This window comes from Streptomyces rubellus (assembly GCF_036323805.1).
Lineage (GTDB): Bacteria > Actinomycetota > Actinomycetes > Streptomycetales > Streptomycetaceae > Streptomyces.
In genome coordinates, this window is record NZ_JAZDCX010000024.1 from 1 (window position 1) to 15,861 (window position 15,861).

Below are 15,861 nucleotides of genomic sequence, written 5' to 3' on the forward strand. Positions count from 1 at the left end.
GCCCTGGTAGACCTGGATCTGCACGCTGGGCTGGTTGTCCTCGGCCGTGGTGAAGATCTCCGAGCGCTTGGTCGGGATCGTGGTGTTGCGCTCGATCAGCTTGGTCATGATGCCGCCCTTGGTCTCGATGCCGAGGGACAGCGGGGTGACGTCCAGCAGCAGGACGTCCTTGACCTCGCCCTTGAGGACACCGGCCTGGAGGGAGGCGCCGATGGCGACGACCTCGTCGGGGTTGACGCCCTTGTTGGCCTCCTTGCCGCCGGTCAGCTCCCTGACGAGGTCGGCGACGGCGGGCATGCGGGTCGAGCCGCCGACCAGGACGACGTGGTCGATCTCGGAGAGCTGGATGCCCGCGTCCTTGATCACGTTGTGGAACGGAACCTTGCAGCGCTCCAGCAGGTCCTGGGTGAGCTGCTGGAACTGGGCCCGGGTGAGCTTCTCGTCCAGGTGCAGCGGGCCCTCGGCCGAGGCCGTGATGTAGGGCAGGTTGATGGTGGTCTCGGTCGAGCTGGAGAGCTCGATCTTCGCCTTCTCCGCGGCCTCGCGCAGCCGCTGGAGGGCCATCTTGTCCCTGGACAGGTCCACGCCGTGACCGGACTGGAACTGCTTGACCAGGTAGTCGACGACCCGCTGGTCCCAGTCGTCACCGCCGAGCTGGTTGTCGCCGTTGGTGGCCTTCACCTCGACGACGCCGTCGCCGATCTCCAGCAGGGACACGTCGAAGGTGCCGCCGCCCAGGTCGAAGACCAGGATCGTCTGGTCCTCCTTGTCCAGGCCGTAGGCCAGCGCGGCGGCGGTCGGCTCGTTGACGATGCGCAGCACGTTCAGACCGGCGATCTCGCCGGCCTCCTTGGTGGCCTGGCGCTCGTGGTCGTTGAAGTACGCCGGGACGGTGATCACCGCGTCGGTGACCTTCTCGCCCAGGTATGCCTCGGCGTCGCGCTTCAGCTTCTGCAGGACGAAGGCGCTGATCTGCTGGGGGTTGAAGTCCTTGCCGTCCAGGTTGATCTTCCAGTCGGTGCCCATGTGGCGCTTGACCGACCGGATGGTCCTGTCGACGTTGGTGACGGCCTGGCGCTTGGCGACCTCGCCCACCAGCACCTCGCCGTTCTTCGCGAAGGCCACTACGGACGGCGTGGTCCTGGCGCCCTCGGCGTTGGTGATGACGGTGGGCTCACCGCCTTCGAGAACACTGACGACGGAGTTCGTCGTGCCCAGGTCGATGCCGACCGCACGTGCCATTTCGGGTTCCTCCAGCTCATACCTTGAGTAAGTCTGACTCAAGAGTGCCGCAGACCCGGGAAAGCGTCAAGAGACATGAGTCACGCGGACTCAACTCTCCTCTTGCGGTCCGACTCAGAAGAAGCCTCACGGTCTCCTCAACCGCCCCCGGCGAGACCGCTCTTGGGGATACGCCGACGGACCCCCTCGCAGTTCCCGGACGGAGCCGGGCCGCTGCCGGGCAGCCGGCCCGACAGCCCGCCGGGCGGCTCCTCGGACAGCCGGTCGCCCGGGCGCTCGTACTCGGCGACGAGCACGGCCGCGTCGTCCCGCAGCCGCCGTCCGGCGTGCCGGGCCACGGCGTCCAGCAGCAGTTCCGGCAGCCGCTCGGTGGGCGCCGTGCGCAGCGTCTCCAGCGTGCCGCCGAGCGGGAAGAAGTGGCCGTGCTCGTCGCGCGCCTCGTCGATCCCGTCGGTGTACAGCAGCAGCCGGTCACCGGGTTCCCACCGGGTGACGTCCGGCAGCACGCCCTGGACGTCCTGGGCACCCCGGGGAGCGCCGTCCTCCTCCGGGTCCCCGTCCGCGGCGCCCGCAACCCCCGCGGCGCCCGCGAACTGGTGCAGCAGCCCCAGCGGCGGCAGCGGCTCGGCCACCAGCGGACGGCAGCCGGCGGGCGTCAGCAGTACCGGCGGCGGATGCCCGAGGGCGGCCACCCGCAGCACCGGGCCCTCGATCTCCACCAGCGCGGCGGTCACGAACAGCTCCTCCCCCTCCGCGCCGGCCAGGTCGCCCGCGGTACGGGCCACCGCCCGGGAGCAGCGGCCCGCGACGGTGCCGAGCGCGGACTCGTACTGCGCCGCCTCCCGGAACGCCCCCAGCACCGCGGCGGCCGTACGGATCGCGGGCAGCCCCTTGCCGCGCACGTCGCCGACGATCAGCCGGGTGCGGTCCGGCCGGCCCGGCGTCGGCAGGACCACCGCCTCGTACAGATCGCCGCCGACCAGGGTGTCGGTCTCGGCGGCGCGGTAGCCGGCCGCCAGCCGCAGCCCGCCCGCCCGGACCGGCACCGGGGAGAGCACCGCCAGCTGGGCGGCCTCGGCCACCCGGCGCATCCGGTCGAGCTCGCCCTCGCGCCGCTCCCGCACCGCGCTCGCCAGCAGGGCGGCGAGCCCGACCGCGACCACCGAGGCCAGGACGACCACGTGGTTGTCCGCTTCGCCCCGGCCCCCCCAGCCCTGGCCGACGGCGCCCGTCAGTCCGACGGCCAGCGCCGCCGCGGTGAGGGCCAGCACATCGCGGGGGCCGCCGCGGATCGCGGCCAGGGCGGGCACCGGGGAGAGCAGCGGCCCGGCGTGGAAGGCGCGTCCCCGCAGCGCGTCGGCGATCTCCACGGTCGCGACCCCGACGACGAGCAGCCAGGGCAGGAGCAGCCAGAACCACCGGTGCCCCCACAGGCCCGTGGCGACCCTCGCGGACCCCGCGCTCAGAGGGCGCATAGGGACCTTCCTCCCACCCACGAGAAAACGACTCATTCATTTTTACCGCTTTCAGCGGCTTTGCCAGTCTCTGTCGGCCACGGGCCGTAGGATGACCGTGCCCCCACGGACCACGGGCGCTCCGCCGCCGGATCCCGACGATCCCCGCACACCGCCTCCCGGACAAGGTGTCCGACGGGTGATTCCGGGAAGGGGCGCCGCAGCGACGCAGATCACCGTACGAGTGGCTGCGGACGGCCTCCGCCAGTGGGTAGTCTCGAACAGACCGGATAAGTTACCGCTTAGTAAGCTTGCAGCAGCAGGCACCGCCCCCGCAGGTTCGAGGAGCCGCCATGCAACTCGCCGCGATCGTCGTCTCGCTGGTACTCACCGCGGTCGGCGTTGCGCTCCTGGCACGCGCCGTCGCGCAGATCTACCGTTTCGTCAGGCTCGGACAGCCGGTACCGGCGGGCTCGCGCACCGACGAACCCGGGCAGCGCACGATCACCCTGGTCAAGGAGTTCCTGGGGCACACCAGGATGAACCGCTGGGGCATCGTCGGCTTCGCGCACTGGTTCGTGGCGATCGGCTTCCTCACCCTGCCCCCGACCCTGGCGCACGCCTACGGGCAGCTCTTCCGGGCCGACTGGACCCTCCCCGTCCTCGGCGGTTTCCTGCCGTACGAGATGTACATCGAGTTCATCGGCCTGATGACCGTCCTGGGCATCCTCACCCTGATCGTCATCCGGCTGCTGAACCTGCCCACCCGCCCCGGCCGCAAGTCGCGCTTCGCCGGCTCGACGGCCTGGCAGGCCTACTTCGTCGAGTACGTCATCCTCACCATCGGCGTCGCCATCCTCGTCCTGCGCGGCCTGGACGGCGCACTGCACGGCGTGGACGGCTACGAGGCCGCGTACTTCGCCTCGTACCCGCTGGTGGCTGCCTTCGACGGGCTGGACGCCGGCACCCTGCAGAACCTGATCTACCTCACCGCGATGATCAAGATCGGCACCTCGATGATCTGGATGATCACGGTGTCGCTCAACATCGACATGGGCATCGCCTGGCACCGCTTCCTGGCCTTCCCCAACATCTGGTTCAAGCGCGCCTCCAACGGCGAGACGGCCCTCGGCCCGCTCCAGCCCATGACCTCCGGCGGCAAGCCGGTCGACTTCGAGACCGTGTTCGACGAGGAGGGCGGCGAGGAGACCGTCTTCGGCGTCTCCCAGGTCGAGCACTTCTCCTGGAAGGGCATCCTCGACTTCTCCACCTGCACCGAGTGCGGCCGCTGCCAGTCGCAGTGCCCCGCCTGGAACACCGGCAAGCCGCTGTCGCCGAAGCTGCTGATCATGTCACTGCGCGACCACGCCCACGCCAAGGCCCCCTATCTGCTGGCCGGCGGCGGCAAGACCGCGGAGGGTGAGGAGAAGGCGAGCGAGGAGCAGCTGAAGGACGTCCCGGCCGCCGCCCTGGCCGAGGCCGAGCGCCCGCTGATCGGCACGCTGGAGGAGAACGGCGTCATCGACCCGGACGTGCTGTGGTCCTGCACCACCTGCGGCGCCTGCGTCGAGCAGTGCCCCGTCGACATCGAGCACGTCGACCACATCCTCGACATGCGCCGCTACCAGGTGATGATCGAGTCCGCGTTCCCCTCCGAGGCGGGCACGATGCTCAAGAACCTGGAGAAGAAGGGCAACCCCTGGGGCCTGGCGAAGAAGCAGCGCCTGGAGTGGACGAAGGAGCTCCAGCGGGAGGCGGGCTTCGAGGTGCCGGTCGTCGGCAAGGACGTCGAGGACCTCACCGAGGTCGACTACCTGTACTGGGTCGGCTGTGCCGGCGCCCTGGAGGACCGCGCCAAGAAGACCACCAAGGCCTTCGCCGAACTGCTGCACATCGCGGGCGTGAAGTTCGCGATCATGGGCGGCGACGAGAAGTGCAGCGGCGACTCCCCCCGCCGGCTGGGCAACGAGTTCCTCTTCCAGCAGCTCGGCCAGGAGAACGTGGCCATGCTGAACATGGCCTTCGGCGAGGACGACGAGGACCCGGCCACCAGGAAGCCGAAGTCCCAGAAGAAGATCGTCGCCACCTGCCCGCACTGCTTCAACACCATCGCCAACGAGTACCCGCAGCTCGGCGGCGAGTACGAGGTCATCCACCACACCCAGCTGCTCCAGCACCTGGTGGACGAGGGCCGCCTGGTCCCCGTCACCCCGGTCGAGGGTCTGATCACCTACCACGACCCCTGCTACCTGGGCCGCCACAACAAGGTCTACACACCGCCGCGCGAGATCATCGCCAAGGTGCCGGGCCTGCGGAACGAGGAGATGCACCGCCACAAGGAGCGCGGCTTCTGCTGCGGCGCCGGCGGCGCCCGGATGTGGATGGAGGAGCGCATCGGCAAGCGCATCAACACCGAGCGCGTGGACGAGGCACTCTCCCTCGACCCGGACATCGTCTCCACCGCCTGCCCGTTCTGCCTGGTGATGCTGACCGACTCGGTCAACGGCAAGAAGAACGAGGGCAAGGCCAAGGAGAACCTCCAGGTCGTGGACGTGGCCCAGCTCCTGCTGGACTCCGTGAAGACCCCCGCCGACCCGGCGGGCGGCGGCACGGCCGAGCCGGAGCCGGCCCCCGAGCCCGAGCCGGCCAAGTAACCGGGCGACCGGACGGCGGCCGGTCCCGCACCACGCGGGACCGGCCGCCGCGCCGTCTCCCCCGCCCGCGTCCCGCGCGTGCCCGCACGCGCCCCTCCCGCGGGCACCACCCCCGGCCCTGGGGACAGCCCCACCGGGGACCCCTAGGGGGTGTAACAGCTCGGCGGCAAAGGCACCGCCACCGACGGGGGACCGTCACCGCCGTCCGTGCGACACGGTACGTTCGAAGGCGTGGCTGGATTCAGGATGGGACGCGGCCGGGACTCCCGGAGCGCACAGCAGCATGGGCAGCACCCCCCTCGGCAGGCTCCGGGGCCGGGGCCGTACGGGCCCCCGGCGGCGCACGGCCGGCCGCCGTACGGGCCCCCGCAGCCGACGCAGCCCCAGTGGCGCCAGGGCGGTGACCGGCACGGCGAGCCGGAGTACTTCGGCGACCCGGGCCACGGCCGGCCCGGCGGGCACGACCCGTACGCCGACAACCCCGGGCACACCCAGGTGTTCGGCGTGGGCGACGTGCACGGTCCGGGCGGCCACCAGGGCGACGACTACGGCGCCGGTGCCACCTACGGGGCGGGCGGCCAGCCCGCTCCCGTCGGCCCCCGGCTGCCCTGGAAGCAGTTGCTGAGCGGCATCGTGCTGCGGCCCAACGCCACCTTCTGGCAGATGCGCGACCACACCATGTGGGGCCCCGCGGTCGGCGTCACCTTCCTCTACGGACTGCTCGCCGTCTTCGGCTTCGAACAGGCCCGCGAGGACGCGATCAACTCCACGCTCTCCACCGCGATCCCGTTCGTCCTGATCACCGGGGTGGCCGTGGTGATCTCCGCCCTGCTGATGGGCGCGGTCACGCACACCCTGGCCCGGCAGCTCGGCGGCAACGGGCTGTGGGCGCCCACGATCGGCCTGTCCATGCTGATCATGTCGATCACGGACGCCCCGCGGCTGCTGCTGGCGATGTTCCTCGGCGGCGACGACTCGCTGGTCCAGATCGTCGGCTGGATCACCTGGCTGGCGGCGGGCGCGCTGTTCACCTCGATGGTCAGCCGCTCGCACGAGCTGCCCTGGCCGAAGGCGCTGGGCGCCTCGTCCATCCAGCTGGTCGCGCTGCTGTTCCTGATCAAGCTCGGCACGTTCTGACCCCTCCCCGTGCGGCACCCGGCAGGGGGCTCCGGCAGGGACCGGATCAGGACTCGAGGACCTGCCCCTGCCGCCGCACCACGGGCGGCTCCACGGACCACGGGAAGTCGATCCACCGGTCGGTGCGCTTCCACACGTACTCGCACTCCACCAGCGACTGCGGCTTCTCGTAGATCACCGCGGAGCGCACCTCGGCCACGTGCTCCGCGCAGAAGCCGTGCACCAGCCTGAGCGTCCTGCCGGTGTCGGCGACGTCGTCGGCGACGAGGACCTTCTTCCGGCTCAGGTCCACGGCGTTGGGCACGGGCGGGAGCATGACGGGCATCTCCAGCGTCTCCTCGACCCCGGTGTAGAACTCGACGTTCACCGGATACAGGTTCTTCACGTCGAGCGCGTAGCCGAGCCCGCCGGCGACGAACAGCCCGCCGCGCGCTATCGCCAGGATGATGTCCGGCTCGTAGCCGTCCTCCGCGACGGCCCGCGCCAGCTCCCGGACGGCCCGTCCGAAGAGCTCGTAGGTCAGCTTCTCCCGCTCCCCGCCGCCGCTGCCGCCGCTCATGCGCCCCCGTCTCCTCCCGTGCCTGTTCCCGGACCTTCTCAGACCTGTGTGCGGTGGAAGTTCAGATACGACCGCGAGGGCGTCGGCCCGCGCTGCCCCTGGTAGCGGGAGCCGTAGCGGGCGGAGCCGTACGGGTGCTCGGCGGGCGAGGTGAGCCGGAACATGCACAGCTGGCCGATCTTCATGCCCGGCCAGAGCTTGATGGGGAGCGTCGCCACGTTCGACAGCTCCAGCGTCACGTGCCCGGAGAAACCGGGGTCGATGAACCCGGCCGTGGAGTGCGTCAGCAGGCCCAGCCGTCCCAGCGAACTCTTGCCCTCCAACCGGGAGGCGAGGTCGTCGGGCAGCGTGACGACCTCGTAGGTGGACGCGAGCACGAACTCGCCCGGATGCAGGATGAACGGCTCGTCCCCCTCCGGCTCCACCAGGCGGGTCAGGTCCGACTGCTCGACGGCCGGGTCGATGTGGGGGTAGCGGTGGTTCTCGAACACCCGGAAGAAGCGGTCCAGCCGCACGTCGATGCTGGACGGCTGCACCATCGCCGGCTCGTACGGTTCGATCCGCACCCGCCCGGCGTCGATCTCCGCCCGGATGTCCTTGTCTGAGAGAAGCACGTGCCGAGCGTACAGACAGGCCGCGGGCCCGGCGATCTCACCCCGGGCCCGCGGCTCCCTCATCCTGCCGTCATCTCCGGCCGCCTACCCGGCCGTCCGACACCTTCCCGGCACCCTCTCGGCGCTCCCTCGGCGTTCTCTCGGCGTTTCCTCAGTGCCGCCCGGCCCGGGCCCGGGCCGTCACCGGAACGGCCTGCCGCAGCCGCGCGCAGCGCGGGCACCGCAGCAGCCGTCCGGGGCCGATCCGGCTGCTGCCGAGGTTCTGCATCGGGAACGTAGCGGTGCTGAAAACATGCCCTTCGGCACACTGAACGACGGTGGACTCCATCGCCTGCCTCTCCCCAGGTACGTCAACGACGAAAGCCACATTAGGGGATCAACCGCCCGGCCCGCCGCACCGGCACCCACGCCAACCGTACGCCCCAACTCCCTTCCCGCGCCGCACGGGATCACACTCGCAACATGCCGGCAACACACCCGGGCGGGCACAGCGGAAAGACCCCGCGGCTGTGCGCCGGGGGGTCTGAATGCGGTACAGTGTGCGTCGATGAGCAACGATGATCGTTCGCTCTCGCGGGCGTAGTTTAATGGTAGAACATGAGCTTCCCAAGCTCAGAGCGCGGGTTCGATTCCCGTCGCCCGCTCCACGGCAAACCCCCAGGTCAGCTGCCTGGGGGTTACTTCTTGCCCGAGCCGCGTCGTCGGCCGACCACACGCCGTTCGCGCCGGTGGATGCGGGCGACAGGGAGAGCACGGTGGCCGGTGCGACGGCGGCGTAGCGTTCGACTTTTCGCCCAACACCCTTGTCACTGGGCGGTGTCACCCACACGCGGGACAACTGGCCGACTGCCACCGCAGTGCGCCCGGAAGAATCAAGGCCCGGGACCTTGGCGCGACGGCACGGGGAGGGCGGTGGCGTTGACCACGCCCCCCGATCGCGCATTCGATACCTTGAGGTCAAGGACTGCGATATCGTTTAGGTATCGTCCGCAACGAGGGGGAAGCATGTCGAGGACCGTGATCGACCTGGATGACCAGGCAATCGAGGAACTGATGCGCCTGTACGGGGCGAAGACCAAGGCTGAGGCCGTTCGGCGGGCCATCGACGAGACGATCAAGCTGCACAAGCGGGTCGCGCTCATGGATGCCATCGACAGCGGCGAGATCGACCTCACCCACGACGCCCGGGCAGCGTGACCGTGCGCTATCTGCTCGACAAGTCCGCCCTGGCACGCCGTACCAAACCAGGGGTTCGGACCCTTCTCGACCCGCTCGTGCAACGCGGCCTCCTCGCCGTCACGGGAGTGGTCGAGGCCGAGATGCTGTACTCAGCCCGCAACGCCCGGGAGGCGGAGCTGATCCGCGATCTACTGCGCGGCTTCGACTACCTGCCGTGCCCTGACGAGGTATGGGATCGGGCCCTGGACATCCAGGTACAGGCCATCCGCAAAGGCAACCACCGCGCCCTGTCCACCGCGGACCTCCTGATCGCCGCGACCGCCGAGCGGCACGGCGTGAGCATCCTGCACTACGACGAGGACTACGAGCAGATCGCCGCCATCACCGGCCAACCCCACCGATGGGTGGCCGAGCCCGGCACCACCGACTGACCGGCCATCCCGAACTGCGGCCACCACCCGAAAGCGGCGCCCCACAGCCCCGGCAAGGACCCGGCCGCGGCGAGACACGCGTCCTGTCCGACCCCGCTCCGAACACCAGGTGGGGCGGGTGCCACCCGGGCCCCGGATATCTCAGCAGCTCAGCGGCCCGGACTGCGTCAGAGCGCGGTGATTCCCAAGTTCAGGGCGCGGGTTCGATTCCCGTCGCCCGCTCCACGCGAAAGCCCCGGGCCGGCGGCCCGGGGCTTCCTTGTTGTCCAGACCACCTCAGGCGTCGTGTGCCGTCCGCGCCCGAAGGATCGCCGCCCTCACCGGTCGGCCCTCGCCTCGTCCGGCGCCGTGCGCGCCCGGGCATCGGCGCTCTCGGTGCCCCGCTGGTGCCCGGACGAGGGACAGGCCCCTGTCCTTGACGAGGCCGAACCGCACAGCCGTGCCGTCCGCGGCTCCTCGGAGACCGACCACGGGCGCGGCGGAACCACACGGCTCGGCCCACCCCGGAGGGCTACTCGGCGGGCAGGGCGTCCCGCATGGCCTTGGCGGTGGCAGCCGGGTCGTAGCCCTCGGGGACGCCCTCGACCAGGATGACGTCGCCCTCGATGTGCCGCGAGCGCAGCGGTGCGATCTCCCGGTAGGCGGGTGAGTCCCACCAGGCCCGCGCCTCGGCGATCCCGGGGAAGCCGATCACCACGACGTGTCCGGGCCAGTCGCCCTCCTTCACCTCGTGCTGGGTGGCGTGCACGAGGAAGCGGCCGCCGTACGGCTCGAAGGTGGCGGGGATGCGCTCGATGTACTCGGCGATCTCCGGGTGCGGGGCGGCCTCCCGCAGGTGGGCTATGGCGTAGGCGGACATGGCGTGTCCTTCCGGTCGTTCGGGCTCCGTACGCCGAGAGCGTGGCACGCCGGCGCGCCGGGGTCGATGACCTGGCGGGTAAGCGGCCCGCGGGGCGGCGGTACGCCGGCGGCGTCACCGGTCCGAGTGCGGGACGGCCCCGTTGTCCGCTCCGGACGAGACTCCCCGGCCGGGCGGGCGGGCGGTGCGGGCGGCGAGCCCGTCACGGTTGTCCGGGCACCGGTCAGTGGTGCCGGTCAGCGGCGGCGGGCGGCGAGGCCGGAGCGCCAGGCCCAGGCGGCGATCTCGACGCGGTTGCGGGCGGAGAGCTTGGTCTGCACGTTGCCGAGGTGGGTCTTCACCGTGCCCACCGAGATGGACAGTTCAGCGGCGATCTCCGCGTTGGTGAGCCCCGTGGCCACCAGCCGGACCACCTCCGTCTCGCGCGCCGACAGCTCCGGATGCCACTCCTCCCGGGGCCCGGGCCCGGCCGGGGCGGCGCCGCCCGCCAGGCCGCGCAGCAGGCGGACGGTGACGGACGGGCTGACCAGGGCTTCCCCGGAGGCCGCCGCCCTGATCGCCTCGACCAGCAGCGCGGGGCCGGAGTCCTTGACGAGGAAGCCGCACGCGCCGTCGCGCAGCGCGCGGTGCACGTACTCGTCGTCGTCGAACGTGGTGACCACGACGACCTTCGGCGGGTTCACCAGGCCGGGGCGGGTCAGTCTGCGCAGCGCCTCCAGGCCGTCCAGCCTGGGCATGCGGATGTCCATCAGCACCACGTCCGGCCTGTGCCGTTCGGCCAGTTCCAGCGCCTGCACGCCGTCCACCGCATCCCCGACGACCTCGATGTCGTCCTCGGCGGACAGGATCATCCCGAAGCCGGTGCGGACCATGGCCTGGTCGTCCGCGATCAGCACCCGGATCGTCATGCGGTCTCCTCCACCGGCAGCGTCGCTCTGACCGTCCAGCCCCCGGACGCCGCGGGGCCCGCCCGGACGCTCCCACCGATCATGTTCACCCGCTCGGTCAGTCCCCGCAGGCCGAAGCCCCCGCCCAGGGAACGGCCCAGGGCGGAGCGCGACCGCCCGTCGTCGCTCACCTCCACCGTGACCCGGCCCCCCGACCGGACCAGACGTACGTCCACCTCGGTGCAGTCGCGGGCGTGCTTGCACACGTTGGTCAGGGCCTCCATCACCACCCGGTGCACGGTGGAGGTCACCTCCACCGGCAGATCGCCGAACTCGCCCTCCGTCCGCAGCCGCGCCCGGCCGCCCCCACCCCCGTCGCCGTCACCGGCCGGGGCGAACCCCGCCACCAGGGACCGCACCTCCTCGATGCCCGCGAGCGGCGTGAGGGCGGCGCCCTTCGGGGCGGAGCCCGGGTCCGCCCCGCGCAGCATCCCGACCATGGCGCGCATGGACGTGAGGGCCTCCGTCCCGGCCCGCTCGATCCGCTCCAGCGCGGGCGGCACCAGGTGGGGCTTCCGGTCCGCGACCGTGCGGGCGCCCTGCGCCTGGACGACGATGCCCGTCACATGGTGGGCGACGAAGTCGTGCAGGTCCCTGGCGAACTCGGCGCGCTGCTCCAGCCGTACGGCGGCCTCCCGCCGCCGTCTGTCCGCCGCGACCAGGCGTACGGTCAGGCCGGCGCCCAGCGCCGCCGCCGCCGTCAGGGCGAAGAAGAACGCCACGACGACGCCGGTCTCCTTCACCCCGGCGGCCATCGGCCGCAGGACGACCGCCGCGATCAGCGCCGGTGCCGTCACCGCCGCCCACACCGGTGCCGCGCGCCAGGCGACGAGCGCCAGCAGCGCCAGCAGCGCGACCGGTTCGGTGAGGCCGTAAGGGTCCGGGGGCGTGGCGCCCGTCTGGCCGGCTCGGACGGCGGCCGTGGTGCCCAGCGACACCACCGCCGCGGCACCGGCCGACGCGGGCAGTCCCCGGGGGCCGAGCCAGGGGGAGAGGAGGAGGGCGGCGGCCGCCAGCAGGGCGCAGCCGAGTTTGAGCGCGCCGGCCGGGGTGCCGTGGAACATGCCGTAGTCGTGGTCGAGCAGCCCGAGGCCGAACAGCGGCACCGCCGCCACCACCGACCACACCACGGCGCGCGGCCGGGGCCCTCGCCAAGACCTCATGGCGGCGAGCGTATCCGGAAGGGGCCGGTCAGGGGTCGGCCGAAAGTCGCAGTGAACGGCCGGAGGTTCCGTCTTCGGGGAGATCCGCCGCCACGGTGCGGCGGGCGAGAGTGGCACCGCCGCCCGCACGACGTACGGGTGGCTGTCCGTCACAGCGAGGAGCATGCCCCATGGGCGACATCAACTTCGAGATCGGTTCCGCCACCGTGCTGGGACCGCTGCTGGCCGTGTACTGCCTTCTGCTGGCCGTCCGCGCGGCACGGGGAAGGCCCGGGTGGGCCGGGAAGCGGGCCGTGACGCGCCTGGCCGGCGCCTTCTACCTCGCGGGGGTGCTGAGCCTCACGGTCTTCCCCGTCGTCGTGACTTACGGCACGTACGCGAACCAGGTGCCCTGGTACGAGCTGGTCCAGCCCGTACCCCTGCTCGTCGTCGACCTCAGCTTCGTGCCCAACGTGGTCATGCTGGTCCCCTTCGGGATGCTGCTCCCGCTGATCTCCCGGCAGGGCTCCTCGCTGAAGCGGGCCACCGTCCAGGCGGCGCTTCTCAGCCTGTCGATCGAGGTGACACAGTGCCTCATGTACGTCCTGTTCAACAACGGCCGTTCGGTCGACGTCAACGACCTCGTCGCCAACACCCTGGGCGGAGCACTCGGTTACCTGGCCGTCCGGACGGTGCTCCGCAGCCGGGCGGCGGCGGACGAGCTGCGCGCCTTCGCCCTGCCGGGCTCCGCGGCGGCCCCGGACACCGTGGGGTGCCGCGTCGAGTCCGCTCCGGGCCGGCTCCCTGGCGCCGGTGGCCCCGTCCCGCTGTGACCGTTCCTCCCCTGGGCACGGCCGGTGGTCCGCGGGCGCGGGGTGGGACCACGGTTCGTGGACGTACCACGCCACCGAGAACGGCGCGGGATGCGGCGGCGGTGCACCCGCCGCCCGAGGGGATGGTGTTGCCAGCCCCCTGAGAACCGGGGGATCAGGGCCACTGGATCGCCGCGGGAGCGTCTCTGGGCTCTGTCGCGTCGTCAGAACACGGCGACCCGCGGGAATCGGTGAACAACCGCTCGCCATTTCTGTTCAACGTGCTCCCAGTTCCCGCCGCACCACCTCGTGAGTCGTTTCCGGCGTCAGTTCCCCCATGGAGAAATCATGTTCCGCAGGATCAATGCTTCCGTCGTGACCGCACTGTGCTGCGCCGTGGCGGGCGTGGGGCTCGTGGGCTGCGAGGAGTCCACGGCGGTGGGCGCGAAGCCGTCCGCCACCACCCCCACCGCGCGGAACACCGACGAGAGCATGTTCTCCGGAACCAGGAAGATCGATGTCGAAGGCATGTCGGTGAACGTGTCCTGCTCGGGCAGCCCGGCGGAGGACAGGCCAGTCGTCGTCCTGCTGTCCGGGCTGGGCGACGGAATGGACAAGATGGCCGCCTTCCAGAAGACCCTGAGAAGAACCGCGTCTGCTCCTACGACCGGCTCGGTGAAGGAGCCAGCGACCAGCCGGAAGACCCGCAGAGCTTCGAGAGCACCGGGGAGGTGCTGACCGCGGTGCTCGACCGGGTCGCCGGCGACAACCCGGTCGTCCTGACCGGGCATTCGCTGGGCGGGGTGATCGCCGCCCGGTACGCCCCCGACCACCAGGACAGGGTCAGGGGACTGGTGCTGCTGGACGCCACGTCGCCGACGCCAACGAGGTGATACCCGAGTCCGCCACCGGCCCGGGAGCCGAGCTGCGGACACAGGCCCTCGCGGTCCACGAGGGACAGAACCCGGAGAAGCTGGTCATCACCGATGGTGAGGTCCGTTCCGCCGGGGACATCCCGGTGGAGGTGGTCCAGCACGGGCAGCCGTACCTCGCGGCCGTCCCCGAGTACGGACCGCGCCTGGAGCGGACCTGGGCCGAGGGCCAGCGCAAGTGGCTCGCGGTGTCCAGCGACAGCAGGCTCTCCACCGCCGAGAGGAGCGGTCACTACATCCACGTCGACCAGCCGGGCGTCGCCGTCGAGGCCGTCCAGCGCGTCACCTCGCAGGCCGCGCGCTGAGGGGCGGCCGGGGCCGGCGGCTCTGCGGGGTCCTCCCTCTCTTCGGCCCGGACAGAGGCGTTCTCCGCCTTCTGCCCGGGCCGGGTTGTTTCCGACCGGGGTGTTTGCGACCGGGGTGTTCCCGGCCCTGCCGTTCGCGGTGTGGACGGGCCGGGGTGGAGCGGTGCGGGGGTTCCGATGTCACGTCACCGTCCGCACGCTCCGGGTCGTGGGTGGAAGTTGTGGGTGGAAGTTGTGGGTGGAACAAGCGGTTCCGGATGATCTGCCGGATACGTCGTGTCGGCGGCGGGTGTGTGGGCAGCACGGAAGGTGAACGCAGTTCGCCGACCGACTCCCGAACCGGAGGCGCCTTCCGTGTCCGAAGCGCTCCCCAGGACCGACCGGCTGACCCTGGCCGACACCCCCAACGCGGTGGCCTGGGCCCGGCGGTACGCGTCCGATGTCCTGCTGCGGTGGGGGGTGCCGGATGGGGTCGTCGAGACCGCGCACCTGCTGGTCTCCGAGCTGACCACCAACGCGATACGGCATGCCCGGCCGGAGCCCGGGATCTCCCCCTACTCCCCGCTCTCCCGGGTCCGCACCGTCATCCTGGGACTCCGGCTGGCGGGTGACCAGTTGCTGGTCCTCGTGGAGGACGGTGACCCGCGGCCGCCCGTGGTGCGGGAGACGGGCGCGGAGGCCACGGAGGGGCGGGGACTGTTCCTGGTCACGGCGATGAGCCGGAACTGGGGCTACTACTTCCCCGGTCGGCAGCCGGGGAAGATCGTGTGGGCCGAGCTGTCCCTCCGGCTGCCGCACGGTTATCCGGATGAGGAGAAAGGCAGGTTCGCCACCGTCGGCGAGCAGCGCGAGCAGGTACCGACCGCGCTCGTGGCCCGTACGCTCCTCGGCCTGCGGGAGCTGTGACGGCCGCGGCGGAGGAGCGGCGAGAGAACGGCGGAGAAGTGTCAGTGCCCCGGGCGATACTCGCCCCGGCGGATCGCCGTCCGGGCGCCGCGGGGACGGAAGGGTCGACATGGCCGAGGTGCTGTTGTTCCATCACGCGTGCGGGCTGACGCCCGGGGTGCGCGAGTTCGCCCGGGAACTGGAGCGGGCCGGACACACCGTCCACACACCGGATCTGTACGAGGGGAGGGTCTTCGGCAGCCTGGCGGAGGGTGTCGCGTACGCGCAGGAGGTCGGGTTCGGCACGCTCACCGAGCGAGGGCTGCTCGCGGCCGAGGGGCTGCCCGACGGGCTCGTCCACGCCGGATTCTCCCTCGGTGTCCTGCCTGCGCAGCGTCTCGCCCAGACCCGGGCCGGGGCCAGGGGCGCGCTGCTGTTCCACGCCTGCGTACCGGTGGCCGAGTTCGGCGGTGCGTGGCCCCGGAAGGTGCCGGTGCAGATCCACGGCATGGACGGGGACGAGTTCTTCACCGGGGAGGGCGATCTGGAGGCGGCCCGAGCCCTGGTGGGGTCCGCCGGGGACGCCGAGTTGTTCCTCTATCCGGGCGAGGGGCACCTGTTCGCGGACCGTGGTCTGCCCTCGTACGACGAGCGGGCCGCCGCGCTGCTCATGGAGCGGGTGCTCGGTTTCCTCGACCGGATCGGATAG

16 protein-coding genes and 1 tRNA gene are annotated in these 15,861 nt (G+C 71.4%); 10 read left to right on the forward strand and 7 right to left on the reverse strand.

Annotated features, from left to right (window positions below):
• The coding region (gene dnaK / locus V1L54_RS23670; protein WP_330120127.1) for a molecular chaperone DnaK at window positions 1–1,242 on the reverse strand (1,242 nt) is incomplete at its 3' end.
• 137 nt (window positions 1,243–1,379) lie between these two features.
• Entirely contained in the window at window positions 1,380–2,717 is a 1,338-nt protein-coding gene (locus V1L54_RS23675; RefSeq protein WP_330120128.1) for a PP2C family protein-serine/threonine phosphatase, read from the reverse strand.
• Window positions 2,718–3,049: 332 nt separating this feature from the next.
• On the opposite strand from V1L54_RS23675, the gene V1L54_RS23680 reads away from it, so the two are divergent.
• Together V1L54_RS23680 and V1L54_RS23685 are read left to right on the forward strand one after the other, a co-directional pair.
• Window positions 3,050–5,350, forward strand: a complete 2,301-nt coding sequence (locus V1L54_RS23680) for a heterodisulfide reductase-related iron-sulfur binding cluster (protein WP_330120129.1) — start codon at window positions 3,050–3,052, stop codon at window positions 5,348–5,350.
• Window positions 5,351–5,581: 231 nt separating this feature from the next.
• Window positions 5,582–6,487 (forward strand): Yip1 family protein, encoded by a 906-nt coding sequence (locus V1L54_RS23685; RefSeq protein WP_330120130.1) that lies wholly within the window; start codon window positions 5,582–5,584, stop codon window positions 6,485–6,487.
• Between the two features lie 46 nt (window positions 6,488–6,533).
• On the opposite strand, the gene V1L54_RS23690 is transcribed toward V1L54_RS23685, so the two are convergent.
• Complete coding sequence (locus tag V1L54_RS23690; RefSeq protein WP_330120131.1) at window positions 6,534–7,046, reverse strand: phosphoribosyltransferase; 513 nt, start codon at window positions 7,044–7,046, stop codon at window positions 6,534–6,536.
• 38 nt (window positions 7,047–7,084) lie between these two features.
• Window positions 7,085–7,660 carry a dCTP deaminase gene (dcd, locus tag V1L54_RS23695; RefSeq protein ID WP_330120132.1) on the reverse strand — a complete coding sequence of 192 codons (576 nt, stop codon included), beginning with the start codon at window positions 7,658–7,660 and terminating at the stop codon, window positions 7,085–7,087.
• 573 nt (window positions 7,661–8,233) lie between these two features.
• Between dcd and V1L54_RS23700 the strand changes: the two genes are divergently transcribed.
• The 3 genes from V1L54_RS23700 to V1L54_RS23710 all read left to right on the forward strand — a co-directional run bounded on the left by V1L54_RS23700 (window position 8,234) and on the right by V1L54_RS23710 (window position 9,270).
• Window positions 8,234–8,307 (forward strand) — tRNA-Gly (locus tag V1L54_RS23700).
• Between the two features lie 370 nt (window positions 8,308–8,677).
• Window positions 8,678–8,857, forward strand: coding sequence for a type II toxin-antitoxin system VapB family antitoxin (locus V1L54_RS23705; RefSeq protein WP_330120133.1), 180 nt, complete (start codon window positions 8,678–8,680; stop codon window positions 8,855–8,857).
• Window positions 8,854–9,270: a PIN domain nuclease gene (locus tag V1L54_RS23710; RefSeq protein ID WP_330120134.1), complete on the forward strand. Its 417-nt coding sequence runs from the start codon at window positions 8,854–8,856 to the stop codon at window positions 9,268–9,270. Before V1L54_RS23705 ends, V1L54_RS23710 begins: the two co-directional genes overlap by 4 nt.
• A 511-nt stretch (window positions 9,271–9,781) precedes the next feature.
• Here V1L54_RS23710 and V1L54_RS23715 read toward each other — a convergent pair.
• The 3 genes from V1L54_RS23715 to V1L54_RS23725 all read right to left on the reverse strand — a co-directional run bounded on the left by V1L54_RS23715 (window position 9,782) and on the right by V1L54_RS23725 (window position 12,239).
• Window positions 9,782–10,129 (reverse strand): DUF1330 domain-containing protein, encoded by a 348-nt coding sequence (locus tag V1L54_RS23715; RefSeq protein WP_330120135.1) that lies wholly within the window; start codon window positions 10,127–10,129, stop codon window positions 9,782–9,784.
• Window positions 10,130–10,365: 236 nt separating this feature from the next.
• Window positions 10,366–11,037 (reverse strand): response regulator, encoded by a 672-nt coding sequence (locus tag V1L54_RS23720; RefSeq protein WP_330120136.1) that lies wholly within the window; start codon window positions 11,035–11,037, stop codon window positions 10,366–10,368.
• The gene (locus tag V1L54_RS23725) at window positions 11,034–12,239 is read right to left on the reverse strand and encodes a sensor histidine kinase (protein WP_330120137.1); all 1,206 of its coding nucleotides are present in this window, start codon (window positions 12,237–12,239) and stop codon (window positions 11,034–11,036) included. Before V1L54_RS23725 ends, V1L54_RS23720 begins: the two co-directional genes overlap by 4 nt.
• Window positions 12,240–12,409: 170 nt before the next feature.
• Between V1L54_RS23725 and V1L54_RS23730 the strand changes: the two genes are divergently transcribed.
• The 5 genes from V1L54_RS23730 (at window position 12,410) to V1L54_RS23745 (ending at window position 15,861) form a co-directional block, all read left to right on the forward strand.
• On the forward strand, window positions 12,410–13,051 hold the full coding sequence (locus tag V1L54_RS23730; protein ID WP_330120138.1) for a VanZ family protein: 642 nt from the start codon (window positions 12,410–12,412) through the stop codon (window positions 13,049–13,051).
• Between the two features lie 365 nt (window positions 13,052–13,416).
• The gene (locus tag V1L54_RS29550; RefSeq protein ID WP_443076765.1) at window positions 13,417–13,923 is read left to right on the forward strand and encodes an alpha/beta fold hydrolase; all 507 of its coding nucleotides are present in this window, start codon (window positions 13,417–13,419) and stop codon (window positions 13,921–13,923) included.
• Window positions 13,920–14,267, forward strand: coding sequence for a hypothetical protein (locus tag V1L54_RS29555; RefSeq protein WP_443076766.1), 348 nt, complete (start codon window positions 13,920–13,922; stop codon window positions 14,265–14,267). The genes V1L54_RS29550 and V1L54_RS29555 overlap by 4 nt, the downstream gene beginning before the upstream one ends.
• 354 nt (window positions 14,268–14,621) lie before the next feature.
• On the forward strand, window positions 14,622–15,173 hold the full coding sequence (locus V1L54_RS23740) for an ATP-binding protein (RefSeq protein ID WP_330120139.1): 552 nt from the start codon (window positions 14,622–14,624) through the stop codon (window positions 15,171–15,173).
• A 109-nt stretch (window positions 15,174–15,282) separates the two neighbouring features.
• Window positions 15,283–15,861, forward strand: coding sequence for a dienelactone hydrolase family protein (locus V1L54_RS23745; protein WP_330120140.1), 579 nt, complete (start codon window positions 15,283–15,285; stop codon window positions 15,859–15,861).

Excerpts from the sequence above, each read along its gene's own strand:
- V1L54_RS23675 (WP_330120128.1), bottom strand. The coding sequence starts at position 2,717 with ATGCGCCCTCTGAGCGCGGGGTCCGCGAGGGTCGCCACGGGCCTGTGG.
- V1L54_RS23680 (WP_330120129.1), top strand. The coding sequence starts at position 3,050 with ATGCAACTCGCCGCGATCGTCGTCTCGCTGGTACTCACCGCGGTCGGC.
- V1L54_RS23690 (WP_330120131.1), bottom strand. The coding sequence starts at position 7,046 with ATGAGCGGCGGCAGCGGCGGCGGGGAGCGGGAGAAGCTGACCTACGAG.
- V1L54_RS23715 (WP_330120135.1), bottom strand. The coding sequence starts at position 10,129 with ATGTCCGCCTACGCCATAGCCCACCTGCGGGAGGCCGCCCCGCACCCG.
- V1L54_RS23720 (WP_330120136.1), bottom strand. The coding sequence starts at position 11,037 with ATGACGATCCGGGTGCTGATCGCGGACGACCAGGCCATGGTCCGCACC.
- V1L54_RS23725 (WP_330120137.1), bottom strand. The coding sequence starts at position 12,239 with ATGAGGTCTTGGCGAGGGCCCCGGCCGCGCGCCGTGGTGTGGTCGGTG.
- V1L54_RS23730 (WP_330120138.1), top strand. The coding sequence starts at position 12,410 with ATGGGCGACATCAACTTCGAGATCGGTTCCGCCACCGTGCTGGGACCG.
- V1L54_RS23745 (WP_330120140.1), top strand. The coding sequence starts at position 15,283 with ATGGCCGAGGTGCTGTTGTTCCATCACGCGTGCGGGCTGACGCCCGGG.